This window comes from Glutamicibacter sp. GQ173 (assembly GCF_059759215.1).
The window spans coordinates 318,744-334,648 of record NZ_JCAXDT010000001.1 but is presented as its reverse complement, the minus strand read 5'-3'; the positions used below and the strand labels follow the sequence as shown (position 1 = coordinate 334,648).

Annotated in this window: 18 protein-coding genes and 1 riboswitch; of the genes, 15 read left to right on the top strand and 3 right to left on the bottom strand. The window is 57.6% G+C overall.

Annotated elements, in window-relative coordinates:
• Positions 1-11 precede the first annotated feature (11 nt).
• The 5 genes from AC6CHO_RS01510 (at position 12) to AC6CHO_RS01490 (ending at position 4,210) form a co-directional block, all read left to right on the top strand.
• Entirely contained in the window at positions 12-707 is a 696-nt protein-coding gene (locus AC6CHO_RS01510; protein WP_498213309.1) for a VOC family protein, read from the top strand.
• A gap of 156 nt (positions 708-863) precedes the next feature.
• The gene (locus tag AC6CHO_RS01505) at positions 864-1,658 is read left to right on the top strand and encodes an alpha/beta fold hydrolase (RefSeq protein ID WP_498213307.1); all 795 of its coding nucleotides are present in this window, start codon (positions 864-866) and stop codon (positions 1,656-1,658) included.
• Between the two features lie 131 nt (positions 1,659-1,789).
• Positions 1,790-2,251, top strand: coding sequence for a GNAT family N-acetyltransferase (locus AC6CHO_RS01500; RefSeq protein WP_498213305.1), 462 nt, complete (start codon positions 1,790-1,792; stop codon positions 2,249-2,251).
• A 4-nt stretch (positions 2,252-2,255) separates the two neighbouring features.
• Positions 2,256-2,687 (top strand): OsmC family protein, encoded by a 432-nt coding sequence (locus AC6CHO_RS01495; RefSeq protein ID WP_498213303.1) that lies wholly within the window; start codon positions 2,256-2,258, stop codon positions 2,685-2,687.
• Positions 2,688-2,980: 293 nt separating this feature from the next.
• Positions 2,981-4,210 (top strand): mechanosensitive ion channel, encoded by a 1,230-nt coding sequence (locus tag AC6CHO_RS01490; RefSeq protein WP_060702072.1) that lies wholly within the window; start codon positions 2,981-2,983, stop codon positions 4,208-4,210.
• Positions 4,211-4,296: 86 nt separating this feature from the next.
• Here AC6CHO_RS01490 and AC6CHO_RS01485 read toward each other — a convergent pair whose 3' ends face one another.
• On the bottom strand, positions 4,297-5,259 hold the full coding sequence (locus tag AC6CHO_RS01485) for a GNAT family N-acetyltransferase (protein WP_498213301.1): 963 nt from the start codon (positions 5,257-5,259) through the stop codon (positions 4,297-4,299).
• Positions 5,260-5,339: 80 nt separating this feature from the next.
• Positions 5,340-5,445: riboswitch (TPP riboswitch) on the top strand.
• On the opposite strand from AC6CHO_RS01485, the gene thiO reads away from it, so the two are divergent.
• The 7 genes from thiO (at position 5,443) to AC6CHO_RS01450 (ending at position 11,836) form a co-directional block, all read left to right on the top strand.
• Positions 5,443-6,567 (top strand): glycine oxidase ThiO, encoded by a 1,125-nt coding sequence (gene thiO / locus AC6CHO_RS01480; RefSeq protein WP_498213299.1) that lies wholly within the window; start codon positions 5,443-5,445, stop codon positions 6,565-6,567. (Overlaps the previous riboswitch by 3 nt.)
• A complete protein-coding gene (thiS, locus tag AC6CHO_RS01475; RefSeq protein WP_498213297.1) occupies positions 6,564-6,809 on the top strand; it encodes a sulfur carrier protein ThiS in 246 nt (81 codons plus the stop codon). The genes thiO and thiS overlap by 4 nt, the downstream gene beginning before the upstream one ends.
• A 2-nt stretch (positions 6,810-6,811) precedes the next feature.
• Positions 6,812-7,630: a thiazole synthase gene (locus AC6CHO_RS01470; RefSeq protein WP_146275530.1), complete on the top strand. Its 819-nt coding sequence runs from the start codon at positions 6,812-6,814 to the stop codon at positions 7,628-7,630.
• The gene (locus tag AC6CHO_RS01465; RefSeq protein WP_498213295.1) at positions 7,630-8,775 is read left to right on the top strand and encodes a ThiF family adenylyltransferase; all 1,146 of its coding nucleotides are present in this window, start codon (positions 7,630-7,632) and stop codon (positions 8,773-8,775) included. Before AC6CHO_RS01470 ends, AC6CHO_RS01465 begins: the two co-directional genes overlap by 1 nt.
• A 46-nt stretch (positions 8,776-8,821) precedes the next feature.
• On the top strand, positions 8,822-9,364 hold the full coding sequence (locus AC6CHO_RS01460) for a GNAT family N-acetyltransferase (RefSeq protein ID WP_498213294.1): 543 nt from the start codon (positions 8,822-8,824) through the stop codon (positions 9,362-9,364).
• Positions 9,365-9,510: 146 nt separating this feature from the next.
• On the top strand, positions 9,511-11,418 hold the full coding sequence (typA, locus tag AC6CHO_RS01455; RefSeq protein WP_498213292.1) for a translational GTPase TypA: 1,908 nt from the start codon (positions 9,511-9,513) through the stop codon (positions 11,416-11,418).
• On the top strand, positions 11,399-11,836 hold the full coding sequence (locus AC6CHO_RS01450) for a hypothetical protein (RefSeq protein ID WP_498213290.1): 438 nt from the start codon (positions 11,399-11,401) through the stop codon (positions 11,834-11,836). The genes typA and AC6CHO_RS01450 overlap by 20 nt, the downstream gene beginning before the upstream one ends.
• An 82-nt stretch (positions 11,837-11,918) precedes the next feature.
• Here the strand turns inward: AC6CHO_RS01450 and AC6CHO_RS01445 are convergent, their stop codons facing one another.
• Both AC6CHO_RS01445 and AC6CHO_RS01440 read right to left on the bottom strand, forming a co-directional pair.
• A complete protein-coding gene (locus AC6CHO_RS01445; protein ID WP_060702065.1) occupies positions 11,919-12,422 on the bottom strand; it encodes a helix-turn-helix domain-containing protein in 504 nt (167 codons plus the stop codon).
• Positions 12,423-12,518: 96 nt separating this feature from the next.
• A complete protein-coding gene (locus AC6CHO_RS01440) occupies positions 12,519-12,746 on the bottom strand; it encodes a putative acetyltransferase (RefSeq protein ID WP_498213288.1) in 228 nt (75 codons plus the stop codon).
• A 232-nt stretch (positions 12,747-12,978) separates the two neighbouring features.
• Here AC6CHO_RS01440 and fdxA point away from each other — a divergent pair, with 232 nt between their 5' ends.
• The 3 genes from fdxA (at position 12,979) to AC6CHO_RS01425 (ending at position 15,808) form a co-directional block, all read left to right on the top strand.
• On the top strand, positions 12,979-13,302 hold the full coding sequence (gene fdxA, locus AC6CHO_RS01435; protein WP_060703425.1) for a ferredoxin: 324 nt from the start codon (positions 12,979-12,981) through the stop codon (positions 13,300-13,302).
• Positions 13,303-13,313: 11 nt separating this feature from the next.
• Positions 13,314-14,429 carry a succinyldiaminopimelate transaminase gene (gene dapC / locus AC6CHO_RS01430; protein WP_498213286.1) on the top strand — a complete coding sequence of 372 codons (1,116 nt, stop codon included), beginning with the start codon at positions 13,314-13,316 and terminating at the stop codon, positions 14,427-14,429.
• A gap of 98 nt (positions 14,430-14,527) precedes the next feature.
• Complete coding sequence (locus tag AC6CHO_RS01425) at positions 14,528-15,808, top strand: citrate synthase (protein WP_022873974.1); 1,281 nt, start codon at positions 14,528-14,530, stop codon at positions 15,806-15,808.
• Positions 15,809-15,905: the final 97 nt, after the last annotated feature.

The window sequence follows — 15,905 nt, the reverse complement described above, 5'->3', positions numbered from 1 at the left end:
AGTGAGGCTAGATGTACTGGGAGAACCTGGTTTTTGATGCTGCGATGCCACACGAGCAGGGCAAGTATTGGGAAGAACTGCTGGATACCGAAACCTTTACGGACAACGAAGGAGGGCTGGAAACCCGGCTTCAATTCTCCGGCGAACGATATCTGGATTTATGTTTTCCCACGGTCAGCGATCCCGAACCCGCTTCACAACGGGTCTATCCGGTATTAGCTTCCAGCGGCCGTACCGCATCATCGGATGCCGGCAAGAAGAATCCGCCTCGCGAAGAGCGCACTGACATCGCGGGCCGGCAGTACTTCGTCCTGAATGGCTCTGCCGAAAGAGGGCGCCCGCTGAATTTATTCGCCGTAGAATTGCACAGCGCCGATCCAGAACGCGACGCGCAGTTTTGGGCAAATCTCACCGGTTTTCGCACTGATTCCCAGGACCCGACCGTTCTGGTGCACCCTAGCGGTACCGGAGCGCTAATCAGGCTGGTTCCCGAAACGCAGCCTAAAACCGCAGCCAAGTCTTCGGTCCATCTCGATCTGCGGCTGGAGCCGGGAGATGACCCCAGGCAGATTGTGGAAATGGTTCAAGAGCAGGGTGGAACTGAACTTGATCACAAATGGGGCGAGGTTCCCTGGCGAGTATTTTTGGATCCGTCGGGAAACGAATTCTGCATCTTGCCTGCCCCTGCCGCTAACAGCCAGCCATAGCAGATTGCCAAAAATCCATGTCGCTGCCGGGCAAGAGTAGCGAGAGCTTGAAAACCACGCGTATTGGAAGGGCAAGGACGACCAATTGAAAGCCTGGCCACGGTCCTGTCCCAGCAAGCCTGGACCAGCACCCACGAAGGAAATGAGCGACACCCGATGCACAAGATCCACGGCAGTGGTTTACCGCTATTCATGATTCACGGTAATGGTGTCGATCACCGGATCCTGTTGCCGCTGGACGGGGCGCTCGCCGAAAGCGGGACCTTCGAACGCCACTACATCGACTTGCCTGGCTTCGGGGAATGCGATCCACTTTACAATGCTGGAGGACTTCCTGAGCTGGCGGATTGGCTGGAGAGCGAAATTCGTTCCATCATCGGCGATGGGCCGTTCGCTCTATTGGGCAATTCAATGGGCGGGCTCCTATGCCAAGAGATCGCTGACAGATTCGGTGATGCTGTGCAAGGGATGTTCCTCATTGCTCCGGCGGTATACCCGGATAGCCAGCAGCGGACGCTTCCAGAACGTGCTGTGGCAATCCACGATCAAGAATTGTTTCTGTCCCTGAGCAAGAGAGACGCTGAGCTATTCGCCGATGTTGCCGTCATCCAAACTCGGGATGCATGGGAAGAATTCTCGAAATGGGTTCTGCCCGGAATTTTGTCGGCTGATTTAAGGGCCATGGCCAAACTTGCCAAGCGCTATTTCCTTGAACCACTGCCGCTTCATCGCGAGAATCAACTCTCCAATCCAGTCTCAATCGTCTGCGGCAGGGATGATCATGTCACCGGATTCGAAGATCCTCAACGATTAACAATGCGCTACCCGGACTTGCATTTAAAGATTATTGAATCGGCTGGGCACAACGTGCATATTGAGCAACCGGCGTTAGTGGCGCACGAAATTCGGGCTTGGGCAGAACGAGTCCAGCGTTTGCCTTTGTCGAAGTAGCAGCCTGGATTACCGATGTCTACCACTACTAATCCGATTGATTCTTGAAAATAGTTGTTGAGTAAAGTCTGATCTGGGATTAGATTTCCTTCAAGCATGGTGGTTAGTTGTTCGAAAGCAGGAATCAGCTTATGGAAGACTCGATTGTCCTTCGCGAATGGACGAGCATCGATGAAGTTCCGGACTTGTTAGATGTCTGGAAAGGCTCTGTTGAATGCCGGCTAGATTTCCTCTCGGCATATGACCTCGATGCTGTAGCCACGGCTCTAGAATCCATATATTCGCAAACTTTGCACGTGGGAATTGCCCAACAAGGAGATCAGATTCTGGGTTTCGCCGCTTGGAATGATTCGGAAATTGAAATTCTATGGGTGCGGCATGCTGATCGCCACCATGGAGTGGGCAGATTGCTCCTGAGCCACATCATCGAACACAGCCCTGAAGCTGGCGTTCATTTGGACGCGCAACGGACACTTGCCATTGAGTTTTTCCAAAACTGCGGGTTCCGGCAGGTGCCAATTGTTGTTAATGAGTCTTCACCGCGGCTTTTATGGCGTTACGACTTCTCGCGAGTGGATAACGTGGCACGATAGTTTCATGAGTGAAAACAGCCGAGAAATTCGTGAAGTTATTGTTCAGCGCACCGAATCAAGCAAGTACACAGCCACCAGCCTTGCAACAGGGGCAAGCGTTGAATTTGGCCAGGGTGATGGACTGCTAACACCGGTTGAGCTGATGCTCGCAGCTATTGCCGGCTGCTCGTCAATCGATGTTGACGTAGCGACGACTCGTCGCAGCGAACCAGAGAAATTTGATGTGCGCGCCAGCGGCTACAAGATTTCCGAAGACGGTGCCAGCCGCATGGACGACATTCATCTCGAGTTCGATTTGAAATTCCCTGATACCGAAGAGGGCCGTAAAGCAGCCAGCATGGTCGAGCGAATTGTGAAGTTGTCGCACGATAAATACTGCACTGTCTCACGCACGGTCGAACTCGGGGCTTCGGTCGTCAGTGAAGTAGTTGAATAAATAGTTAAGGCTCAACTTTTCTACTCGTGAGCTAGCGCTGGAAAGTAGAAACTACAAGTCACTCCAAGGAAATTCACGGAATTGACGATTTGAGAACTTTCAAATTTTTTGCGTTTCAGTAGTGTTTGAGATCACTTTCTGCGGTTTTAGTTGAATCCTTGCTTGGAAGATTCGGTTTTCGCAGTTGGAGCTGTGTAACTCCAATGAATCAGGCTGTAAATTCAACTCTTTGCCCTAGTCAGAGCTGGTCCTTCATCGTAGGGTCAAGGTGTCCCTACGTTGAAGGAGCAGACATGCAAACTGAGAACGTCTTAGGCAACATCGACTGGGCGTCAATGCTACAAAAGGTAGCCATTGCGCTAGTCATTCTCATCATTACGTGGCTTGTGGCGCGAATAGTTCGCTGGGCTGCAGCCAAACTAGTGACCAGGGTGAAATTCCTGCAGAAGCAGGGAAACGACGGAGCTCAAATAGGCCAATCTCTTGGCAAGGTCGCTGGACTGATTGTTTGGCTTTTTGGCCTCGTCGCAATCCTTCAGGTCTTTGCACTCTCTGAAGTTCTTACGCCGGTTCAGGGCCTGCTCGGCGGAGTCATGGCATTCATCCCGAACCTCATCGGCGCCGGCTTTATCTTCTTCATTGGCTATGTCATCGCAAACATTGTTCGTCAGCTGTTGACCACTGGCCTGGGAACTGTCGACTTCAGCGGACTAGTCCGCAAGCTGACTCCAGGCGATGAGCCGGTAGATGAAGTCCAGTCTCGCGAGGCCCAAGCAAAGATCGTCGATATCATCGCGAATATCGTCTTCGCCCTGATCCTTCTGGTTGTTGCCATATCTGCACTGCAGGTCCTGGGAATCGCGGCCATTTCGCAGCCTGCTGAGCAAATGCTACAGCTGGTCTTCACCGCCATCCCACAGGTCATCATGGCACTGGTGCTGTTGGCAGTTGGCTTCCTGATTGCAAAGTTTGTTGGACAGCTGCTGGAGTCCACCCTGCACGGTGTAGGCACTGATCGCGTCGTTGCCGGCTGGGGCGTTGTTCCAGAAGGCAAGAGTGCATCGGGCATCATCGCCGGCATCGTGAAGATTGCTATCGTGCTGTTCTTCGGCGTGATGGCAGCGCAGATGCTGAACTTCCCGGCAATCACCAATATCCTCAATGAGATTCTGGAACTGGGTGGCAAGATCCTCTTCGGTGCAGCAATCGTTGCCGCAGGCTTCGTCGTCGCTAACGTGATCGGCAAGTTCATGGGCGACACCACTGCCTCGAAGATTATCCGCTACACGGCCATCGCGCTGTTCGTTGCAATGGGCCTGAAATACATGGGCATTGCGGACTCGATCATCAACATGGCCTTCGGTGCAATTGTCATCGGCGCAGCCCTGGCAGCGGCCCTGGCCTTCGGGCTTGGCGGCCGCGAAGCAGCAGCTCGCACCCTGAACAAGATCGATACCGACAAGCTGAGCTCCAACGGCCCGGATTCGGCACCACCGGCACCGCCGACGTCGCCAGGCATATAAACATCCCGAACAGAACCTAAGGGGACATCAGGAGCGTCGCGGAATCCACCGAGGATTTCGCGGCGTTTCTGCGTCTGGGCCCAGCCCTAAGCCAGGCGAAGTGGCAGCGGAGCTACAGCGCCGGGCGGATCCGTTCTTAGCCGGGCGTAGGTGTAGACGTCGATGCGTTCACCGTTGACAAGGAATTTGCCCCGCTCGGTTCCTTCACGCAGAAAACCATTGTTTTCGGCTACGCTGCGTGAACCGGGATTATTGGCCCGCAGGCCAAGCTCCAAGCGGTAGAAATCAAGATCATCAAAAAGATAATTCGCCAGTGTGGCAACTGCCCTCGCAGTGAGCGAACGACCGCGATACTCCTGATGCATCCAGTACCAAATCCAAGCATTGGCATTTGAATGATCCAGAGTCCCGCAAACAAGCCCGATCAACCGGTCATTGGCAGTGATCGCCAACGGGAATTGGCTTTGTTCGCCGTTCAACAGGGCATCCACGTAGGCCCGTGCCTTTTCCGGCGTATCGGCATCGCCTTGGCGCCGCATATCCGGATGGGAAATGAACGCCTCGTATACGGAGCCGGCGTCCAACGCGCTGAGCTGCCTCACGCTAAATTCCTCGGCAACGCCTGTTGCCCGGACGCTGACAAGCCCTGCAGGCTTGCTTGCGCCGTGGCCTGTGAGCGTGCCTTGGTGAAACAGCATCTGCCACTCGCCTTGCTCGCGGAACCATAATGAGCTGCGAAGTGCCGGGCGACGGCCGCTGGCCTTCCAGCGCAACTGGATGAGGTTTTCTGATAGCCGGATGGCCAAGGGCTCGCTAACGCGCAACCGCTCGGCGGAAGGATCTTCAGTAGCCAGCAATTCTATGACTTGGTCCCTGTCGTACGTTCTTCCGCTTGCGCCGATTTCAAAGAAGTTCTCATGCAGGATTTCGCCAAGCAATTTTCGGTTGCCACGCAGCGAGGCAGTGAGCAGCTGCTGTTCCAGACCGGCAACCGCTCTGAACAGTTGAGAATCGACGGGCAATTCTGCGGGATATTCCTGTTGCGCCATGTCCGTAAGTACATCACAAAAGATGACGGGACTAAGTCAACAGCAGTTCGCTTTTCAGGGCTGGCTCATGCTTATAATCGCAAATACTCCGCGGGAGCCTGAGACCGACCAGGCTGAGAGGGCACTGAGCCGACCGCTACACCTGATGCGGGTCATGCCGCCGTAGGAAGGAAGCGTGCCACTGTGCATGTCAACATTGTTGGCTCCGGAATCATCGGCCTAGCCACCGCATTCGAGCTCAGCTCACGCGGCCACACCACCACCATCATCGACCCGGCACCTGGCCAGGGCGCCAGCTACGCAGCAGCCGGGATGCTGGCCCCAGCAGCCGAAACCGTCTGGGGCCAAGGCCCCCTGCACCAGCTGCTGTCCGCATCCAGCGCCCGCTACCCCCAGTTCATTGATCGCCTGGAAGCGGCCACGGGCGTGCGCCCTGACTACCTGCAAAGCACAACCCTGGTCGTCGCGGCTGAACCTGCCGACCGCGAAGCGCTCCACGATCTAGTGGAGCTGCAGAACTCATTGGGATTGTCCGCCGAAAAACTGTTGCCGAGCCAAGCCAGGTCCTTGGAACCAGCCTTGGCCAGCAATATCTCCGGGGCGGTGCTCTGCGCTGAAGACCATCAGATCGATCCCCGTTCCGTCGTGCGCATCCTGCTCCAGCATTTTCACAATGACCTGGTCCATGAGCAGGCCGAAGAGCTGGTCACCGAAGGATCAGGCACCTGCGCCGTTCGCACGGCCTCAGGAAAAGTTTTCGCAGCCGATCAAACCATTATCGCCACCGCGCTGGGCACGGTGAAGGGACTGGGCAAGCTGCCATTGCGCCCAGTGCACGGTGACATCCTGCGGATTCAAAGCCCGCCGGGCCCCGCCCTGCTGTCCAGGATTATTCGAGGCATTGTCCACCGGCAGAACGTGTATCTGGTTCCGCGCAAGGACGGCAGCCTCGTGCTCGGTGCCAGCGTTCGGGAAGACCAGAACCCGGAAGTCAATGTGGGCGCCATGTACAACTTGCTCGACAACGCCCGCAGGCTTGTCCCGGGAATTATCGACTGTTCACTGAACGAAGTCATCGCAAGGCCAAGGCCGGCAACTGCCGATGACCGCCCGCTGATCGGGCGCATTGACCCGGGCCTGGTGCTCTCCACCGGCTATTCGCGCCATGGGGTGCTGCTCAGCCCCTTGGGATCCGAATTGACTGCGGATCTCGCCGAAAACAACAAAAGAAATCCACTGTTGAATGACGTTGATCCACAACGTTTTCCAACACTTTCCGCAACCGCCGCACTGGAGCAACTCGGATGACATTGATCAACATCATTTTTAATTCCCAGCAAGTTCAGCTGGAAGCCGGTACCAGCCTGCGTGACTTCATTAGCGCGCAAATCGGCAAGGAACTCGACACAGATTCAAAAGCAGTCGACGGCAGCAAGCTCGGGGTGGCCGCGGCCGTGAACGGCGCAGTCATTCCCCGCAGCAGCTGGAACAGCAAAGCGCTTGAAGACGGGCACAGCATAGAACTCGTTACCGCAGCCCAGGGAGGCTAAGCATGGAATCGCAAGAATTCACCGAGCTGGATCTCAACAACGACCCTTTTGTCGTCGCCGGACGCACCCTTTCCTCGCGGCTTATCCTGGGCACGGGAGGGGCCACCTCATTAACTACGCTGGATAGCGCGCTCACCATTTCTGGCACGGAATTGACCACCGTTGCCATCCGCCATTTCTCTGCTGCCGGGGCAGGCAACGTCTATGAGCTGCTCCAGCGCAACAACGTCATTCCTTTGCCTAATACCGCAGGGTGTTTCACCGCCCGTGATGCGGTACTGACCGCGCAGCTGGCCCGTGAAGCGCTGGAAACGGACTGGATCAAACTTGAAGTGATTGCAGACGAGCACACCTTGCTGCCAGATCCGCTGGAACTGTACTCGGCAACCGAGCAGCTTGTGGCCGATGGATTCCAGGTATTCGCCTACACCAATGATGACCCTGCACTGGCGCAGCGGCTCCAGGATGCCGGCGTGGCAGCCATCATGCCTGCTGGCGCTCCGATCGGTTCAGGTCTGGGAATTTTGAACCCGCACAATATTTCCACCATTGTTTCCCGTGCCAATGTTCCGGTGATCCTGGATGCCGGGGTGGGAACAGCCTCCGACGCGGCGCTGGCCATGGAACTAGGCTGCGATGCCGTGCTGCTGGCCAGCGCAGTGACCCGCGCGCATAACGCTCCGCTGATGGCCGCGGCCATGAGGGACGCTGTGCGAGCTGGCCGCGCGGCCCGTCTGGCCGGCAGGATTCCACGACGCGATACCGCACTTGCGTCCTCGCCCGCACAGGGAATGATGCAAACCTTGGTCGGTGAATTCTAATGCTGCGCCAACCGCTCTGCGAACCTGCCGCAGGGATCGATCCGGGCCAGCTGGCCCGCTATTCACGGCATCTTACCCTGCCCGGGGTAGGGGAAGAGGGGCAGCGGCGCATCATCAATGCCAAGGTCCTGATTATTGGCGCCGGGGGACTGGGCAGTCCCATCGCCAGTTATCTGATTGCCGCCGGAGTAGGCCGGATCGGCGTACTCGATGATGACTCGGTAGAGCTGTCGAACTTGCAGCGCCAGATCATGCATCGCGAATCCGATGTCGGCCGGCCAAAAGTCGATTCCGTGCAGAGGCTGGCCGCCGAACACAACAGCACTGTTGTCATTGAACCGCTCAACCAGCGGCTCAGCGAAGACAACGCCCTGGAGCTTTTCGCCGCCTACGACCTTGTCGTTGATGGCAGCGACAACTTCTCCACGAGATACCTCGCCTCCGACGCTGCCGAAATCACCGGGACCCCGCTGGTGTGGGGCACGCTCTTCCAGTTTTCGGGCCAGGTATCGGTTTTTGACCCGCGAACCGGCCCGATGCTGCGCGATATCTTCCCGGAAATCCCGGATGCTGATTCGGTTCCGAGCTGCGCCGAAGGCGGTGTCTTCGGAGCACTGTGCGGAGTGGTGGGTTCGGTAATGAGCACCGAAGCGCTCAAGCTGATTACAGGTATTGGCCTCACGCTCAGCGGCAAGCTCTGGCTCTACGATGCCTTGGCTGCCAGTGTTCGGTCCTTGGAATTTGTCGCCGACCCGCAGCGCGAGCGAGTAGTCCAGCTGGGCCAGTACCAGCCGGTCTCTTGCGCCATTGAAGATCCTTTCGCCAGCCTGAGCGTGCATGAGCTGGCTGCAATGCAACGGGATAACGAGGTGCTCGTCGTTGATGTGCGCGAGTCGTGGGAGCGTGGCATCGCCGCGATTCCCCACAGCATTCATGTGCCGTTGGACCGATTGCTGGCGGGAGAGCATGCGCAAATACCACGCGATGCCGGCATCATCGTGATGGTTTGCAAGAGCGGTGTCCGCTCCCGAAAGGCCGCCAGCCATATGTCGCGGCAACAGGCGGGAACCGGCAAGATCTACAGCCTGGATGGCGGGACAGTGCAGTGGTTCGCAGAAATCGAGGGGCAGAAAATCGCCTACTAGCCGGACGCTGGACTGGCAAGGAATGGTGCACTGGCATAATGGCTTCATGACACTTTCAGCCGCACTGGAATTCCGTGAACTAGCTAGTCAAGACGAGCAGCAGGCCATCGACGCCCATCGGGCCATGCTGGACGACGATTTCGAATTCTTGCCGACTTGGTCTGCCGATGAGCTGTGGGAGGACTACACCTACCGGATGAGCGCAGGACGCCGCGGCGAGCATATCCCTCAGGGCTGGGTGCGTTCGGCGCTCTTCGGCGCTTTCGATGATGGTGAATTGGTAGGGCGTGTCTCGGTGAGATACGAGCTTAACGATTTCTTGCTTCAAAATGGCGGGCACATCGGCTACGGAGTTCTTTCCGAGCACCGCCGCCGTGGCTTGGCAACTGCGCTTTGCCAGTTTGGCCTGCGTGAAGTCCAGGAGGCCGGCGTGTCGAGCGCGCTGGTCACCTGCGACAGCACGAACTTCGGTTCCATCGCGACGATACAAAAGTGCGGGGGAGTTCCAGACTCGCAGGTTCCGTACCTGAAAGCAGCCGACGGGTCCAAGACCCTGCGCTACTGGATTTCCACTCAATCCACCCCATGATTTTCCGCGACTTTACGTGAAATTCTTGTATGTTCTGACACAGAGCGCCGGAGTATTTGCTGGAACAGCGTAAACTTGTTTGTTGGGTCGACTTTGGCCCCGACTCCTTAGACCCAAAATCCTCGAGCGGAAGTGAGCCTTCACGCATGTCAGTTAACACCATTAGTCGCGACGAACTTCGCAATGTAGCCATCGTTGCACACGTTGACCACGGCAAGACCACCCTGGTCAACGCAATGCTCCAGCAGACCGGCGCATTCGACAGCCATGGTGAAACCGAAGATCGCGTGATGGACTCCGGCGAGCTGGAACGCGAGAAGGGCATCACCATTCTTGCCAAGAACACCACCGTGTTCTACAACGGCCCAGCTGCTGACGGCAAGAACATGACCATCAACGTTATCGACACCCCGGGTCACGCTGACTTCGGTGGCGAGGTCGAGCGCGGCCTGTCCATGGTGGACGGCGTGGTTCTGCTCGTTGATGCTTCTGAAGGCCCACTGCCACAGACCCGCTTCGTGCTGCGCAAGGCCTTGAGCGCCAACCTGCCAGTCATCATCGTGGTCAACAAGACCGACCGCCCGGACTCCCGCATCGATGGCGTCATCTCGGACTCCATGGACCTGTTGCTGGGCCTGGCATCAGACCTGGCTGATGAAGCTCCAGACCTGGATCTGGACGCCATCTTGAACGTCCCTGTGGTCTTCGCGTCGGGCAAGGCCGGTTACGCTTCGATGAACCAGCCAGCCGATGGCACCTTGCCAGACAACGAAGATCTCGAGCCGCTGTTCGAGACCATCATCAAGCACGTTCCTGCTCCGACCTACGAAGAGGGCGAAGTTCTGCAGGCACACGTCACCAACCTTGATGCATCGCCATTCCTCGGCCGTCTGGCCCTGCTGCGCATGATCAACGGCACCCTGCGCAAGGGCCAGCAGGTTAACTGGGCCCGCCAGGACGGCACCATGAAGCAGGTGAAGATCACCGAGCTTCTGGCTACCAAGGGTCTGCAGCGTGTTCCAGCTGAAGAAGCTGGACCAGGCGAGATTGTCGCAGTGGCCGGTATCGAGGACATCATGATTGGTGAAACCCTCACCGACTTGGAGAACCCAAAGCCGCTGCCACTGATCACCGTTGATCCACCAGCAATTTCGATGACCATCGGTATCAACACCTCGCCACTTGCTGGCAAGGTCAAGGGCGCCAAGGTCACCGCACGCCAGGTCAAGGACCGCCTTGACAAGGAACTGATCGGTAACGTTTCGCTGAACATCCTGCCGACCGAGCGTCCGGACGCTTGGGAAGTCCAGGGCCGTGGCGAATTGGCACTGGCTATCCTCGTTGAGCAGATGCGTCGCGAAGGCTTCGAGCTGACCGTTGGCAAGCCACAGGTAGTGACCAAGATGGTTGACGGCAAGGTCCACGAGCCAATGGAGCACATGATCATTGACGTGCCCGAAGAGTACCTGGGTGCCATCACCCAGTTGATGGCTTCGCGCAAGGGCCGCATGACCAACATGGCCAACCACGGCACCGGCTGGGTTCGCATGGAATTCATGGTTCCTGCACGTGGCCTGATCGGCTTCCGTACCCGCTTCCTGACCGAAACCCGTGGCGCAGGCATCGCTTCGTCGCTGGCTGAAGGCTACGAGCCATGGGCAGGTGCCATCGAATACCGCATCAACGGATCGATTGTTGCCGACCGCGCTGGCGTTGTGACTCCATTCGCAATGATCAACCTGCAGGAACGCATGAGCTTCTTCGTGAAGCCAACCGAAGAGGTTTACGAGGGCATGATCGTTGGCGAGAACTCGCGCGCCGATGACATGGACGTGAACATCACCAAGGAAAAGAAGCTCACCAACATGCGTGCAGCTTCCTCGGACAGCTTCGAGAACCTGACCCCGCCACAGACTCTGACCCTGGAAGAGTCCCTGGAATTCGCTCGCGAAGACGAGTGCGTTGAGGTTACCCCAGAAGCTATCCGTATCCGCAAGGTGCTGCTGAACGCCAATGACCGTGCCAAGGCAACCCGTGCACGCGCTCGCGCCTAATCAGCGAAAAAACCAGGGCAGCAACCTCTCAGCGCTTTGGCGCGGAGCTGTTGCCGCCCTGGTAGCAGGACTATTTGGCACTGCTATCCACGCCTCCATCAGCTACACCGGAAACGACGTGCCGCTGGTGTGGGGCGTTGCAGTAGCCTGGCTGCTGCTTGGCCTGCTGGTGTACTGGGCTGCGGTGTCCTCAGGGAAACTGTGGTCCGGGGCGCTGGCGCTGATCGGCTGCTATGTCTGCGTGGGATTGATATCCTACGTCGGCAATGACCAGCTGATCCTCGGCATGCAGTACTACCAATACCTTCCCGGACCGGCGCTGGCTTCGGCTCTGTGGATGTATGGAATGATCGTTCCTGCGATCATCGGCCTGGTGCTGGCCCTGCGAGCTATTCGCAAACAGCATCGCCCGGACTAAACACCGAAGGCGCACTTCCCGCGATTGGGGAGTGCGCCTTCGCTGGTTAATGCCAGGTGCAAAGATCTTGGAATCTGCAGTTCTAGCTGCTCTTATTGCCAGTGATGTCCAGGTGGTGGGCCAGGAAGAGCGAGGTTGCCACGCCATCTTCTTCGGGCTCACGCATCGCGTAGTCTTCAATAACCGAACGCAGCCGCGACATCATTTCCTGACGGGACTCTTCGCTGAGCTTCAGGCCCACACGGATGATCTGGATTTCTTGGGGATCCAGTCCCTCAATTTCCTGCAGGAAGGTATCGACAAGCATGGGAGCAGCGTCTGGGATGCGCGTTCCCCACGACTGCTTGGTACTCCGGTAGGGAACTTCCTTTGCGCCACGGTTGCCGCGCCGGGCCTCTTCCGGGGCGAGGTAGCCGTTGTTCACCAAGGTCCGGACATGGTGCAGCGACGTGGCCGGATTCAGATCAAGAATGTCCGCGATTTCCTTATTGGTTCGTGACTCGTGGAGGCACAAGCGCAGGATACGAAGCCTCAGCGGTGAGCTGAGTGCACGTGCTCGCGATTGGACAAGTTTGTCAGAAGGCATAAAAACAGCATACGGGAAAATCGTTGAGTGATTGGCAGAATCAAATCACATGTCGCACAACAGCGGTTCGGCGCGATGCATCGATCCTGCCGGATACTAGTTCTTCGGCGTCCGGGGCCGGCGGCGCTGAGGGGCCGGAGGGACGAGTTTGGCATGGGTGATCAAAGCCCGCGGGATGACCACAAGACCCGATCGGGTCTGCACGCTGATCGAATCCACCGTGACTTCCCGCAACTCGCCCAACGCGTCGCTAAAGCGCCCACTTGCCGTGCTGGCTTCCACAGGCAGGCGGTAGCGCACAACTAGACGTTCACCGGGAGTCATATCACTAAAACTAAGCATTCTTGCGCGTCATCTTTTCGTAAGAAGAATTCATCTAAACCCTCTGAAGCTGAAATGTGAATGGTCGGTTACGTCACAGCAGGCCCGCGGGCGCTTTGATGTATTGATATCAGGACTAGACTGTAGTTTGAGCTGGTAAGGGATTCAAAGAGCATCCAGGAATCCGGCCAGCTCGTGTTGAAACCACCAAGTGCAAGGAAAGGTCTCGGCCCTCGTGACTTACATCATCGCTCAGCCGTGCGTCGACGTGAAAGACAAGGCGTGCGTCGAAGAGTGCCCGGTAGATTGTATTTATGAAGGCGAGCGCTCGCTGTACATTCACCCGGATGAATGCGTAGACTGCGGCGCTTGCGAGCCGGTCTGCCCCGTTGAAGCCATCTACTACGAAGATGATGTGCCGGACGAATGGGCCGACTATTACAAGGCCAACGTCGACTTTTTCGATGAACTTGGTTCCCCGGGCGGCGCCGCTAAAATTGGTAACACCGGTACTGACCACCCATTCGTCAGTGCTTTGCCACCTCAGAACCAAGGCTAGGTTTTACTTTTATGCTTGAGCTCCCCGATTACCCCTGGAACCAGCTCGCTCCATACCGCGAGCAGGCAGCGAAGCATCCAGGGGGAGTCGTGGACCTTTCCATCGGCACGCCAGTTGATGACACCCCGCAGCTCATCCAGGACGCGCTGGCCGAGGGCGCAAACTCCCACGGCTACCCCACCACGCATGGAACCGCAGAAGTCCGCCAGGCCATTGTCGATTGGTTCGCTCGTCGCCGCCAGGTCACCGGCCTGGGCATCAACGACGTCATGCCAACCGTGGGATCAAAGGAAATGGTGGCATGGTTGCCGCTGCTCCTGGGAATCGGCGCAGGGGATATCGTGGTGCGTCCAAAAATTGCGTACCCAACCTACGACATTGGCGCCCAACTTGTCGGTGCGACAGCTATCGCCACCGATGACCTTGATGAACTGGGCACCGAAGAACTCTCGCGCGTGAAGCTCATCTGGGTGAACTCGCCAGGCAACCCCACCGGCAAGGTAACCGGCGTTGGGCAGCTGCAGCGAATCGTTGAACGGGCCCGCGATATCGGCGCCGTCGTGGCCTCCGACGAGTGCTACGCAGAACTCGGTTGGGAAGACTTTGAAGGCCAGGTCCCGAGTATCCTTGACCCAGAGGTCAACGGCGGAAATCTCGATAACCTGCTGGCTTTGTACTCGCTGTCCAAGCAATCGAACCTCGCAGGCTACCGCGCGGCATTTGTTGCCGGAGCGCCAAACCTCATGCCAACGCTGGTCAACAGCCGCAAGCACGCCGGAATGATCGTGCCTGGACCCATCCAGCACGCCATGGCGGTGGCGCTGAACGATGACCAGCACGTAGCCAAGCAGCGCGAACTGTACCGGGCGCGACGCGACGCATTGCGCCCCGCCCTCGGAAACTTCGGCCTCAGAATTGAAGATTCGGTGGCCGGCTTGTACCTGTGGTGCACCCAGGATCGGCCAAGCTTCGAGACCATCGGCGCCCTTGCGGAGCTGGGAATCGTTGCCGGCCCGGGTGCTTTTTATGGAACCGCTGGAGAACGCCACGTCCGCGTGGCATTGACCGCCTCCGATGAACGGATCGCGGCCGCCGTTGAACGGCTGAATTCCTCCGCCAACCGGTGAAGATGACAGCCTGATTAGCGGGATAGGGTCAAATCGCGGTATGTTCTACGGTGACGACTGACCTTTCGGAACTACACGCTTTCCGGTTAGGAGAAGCAATGACAGATACTACATCTGCACAGCTACACTTTGGAGAATCCAATCTTGAGCTTCCGGTTATCCCGGCTGCTGAGGGCAATGACGGATTCAGCGTAGCCCCACTTTTGAAGACCACTGGGAACGTGACCTACGATCCTGGCTTCATGAACACCGCGGCCACCAAATCCGCGATCACCTACATCGACGGCGATGCCGGCATCCTGCGCTACCGCGGATACCCCATCGAGCAGCTGGCCGAGAAGTCCAGCTTCATCGAGGTCACCTACCTGCTGATCTACGGTGAACTGCCTACCGCAGACCAGCTCGCAGAATTCGACAACTCGCTGCGCCGCCACACCCTGCTGCACGAAGAGCTCAAGGGCTTCTTCGGCGGCTTCCCGCGCGATGCGCACCCAATGCCGGTTCTGTCTTCCGCAGTTTCGGCACTGTCGACCTGGTACCAGGACTCCCTGGATCCAAAGGACGACGAGCAGGTGGAACGCTCCACCCTGCGCCTGCTGGCAAAGCTGCCAGTGCTGGCTGCCTATGCCCACAAGAAGTCCATCGGCCAGGCTCTGCTGTACCCGGACAACTCGATGAACATGGTCGAGAACTTCCTGCGCCTGTGCTTCGGCACCGCTGCCGAGCCATACCTGCTGGATCCAGATGTGGTCAAGGCCCTTGACCTGCTGCTGATCCTGCATGCGGACCACGAGCAGAACTGCTCAACTTCCACCGTGCGCCTGGTAGGTTCTTCCGAAGCCAACATGTTCGCATCGGTTTCTGCAGGCATCCACGCCCTGTCCGGCCCGGCCCACGGTGGCGCCAACGAGGCTGTGCTGAAGATGCTGCGCGAGATCCAGTCCTCCGGAATCTCCCCGGAAGACTTCATGCAGAAGGTCAAGAACAAGGAAGACGGCGTACGCCTGATGGGCTTCGGCCACCGCGTGTACAAGAACTACGATCCACGCGCCAAGATCATCAAGAAGACCGCTCACGACCTGCTGGCCAAGCAGGGCAAGAACGAGCTGCTTGAGATCGCGATGAAGCTGGAAGAAACTGCGCTGAACGATGAGTATTTCATCTCGCGCAAGCTCTACCCGAACGTAGACTTCTACACCGGCCTGATCTACACCGCCATGGGCTTCCCGGAGAAGATGTTCACCGTGCTGTTCGCGATCGGACGCCTGCCAGGCTGGATCGCGCAGTGGCGTGAAATGATCAAGGATCCTGAACTGAAGATCGGCCGCCCACGCCAGTTGTACATGGGTGAAACCGCTCGCAACTACCCGGGCCTCTAAGCCACAGGGCGAGTAGCGTTCACTGACAAGGAGCTTTCCACCATTCAAATGGTGGAAGGCTCCTTGTCTGTTTTAAGCGCGGGGACGGGAGTATCCT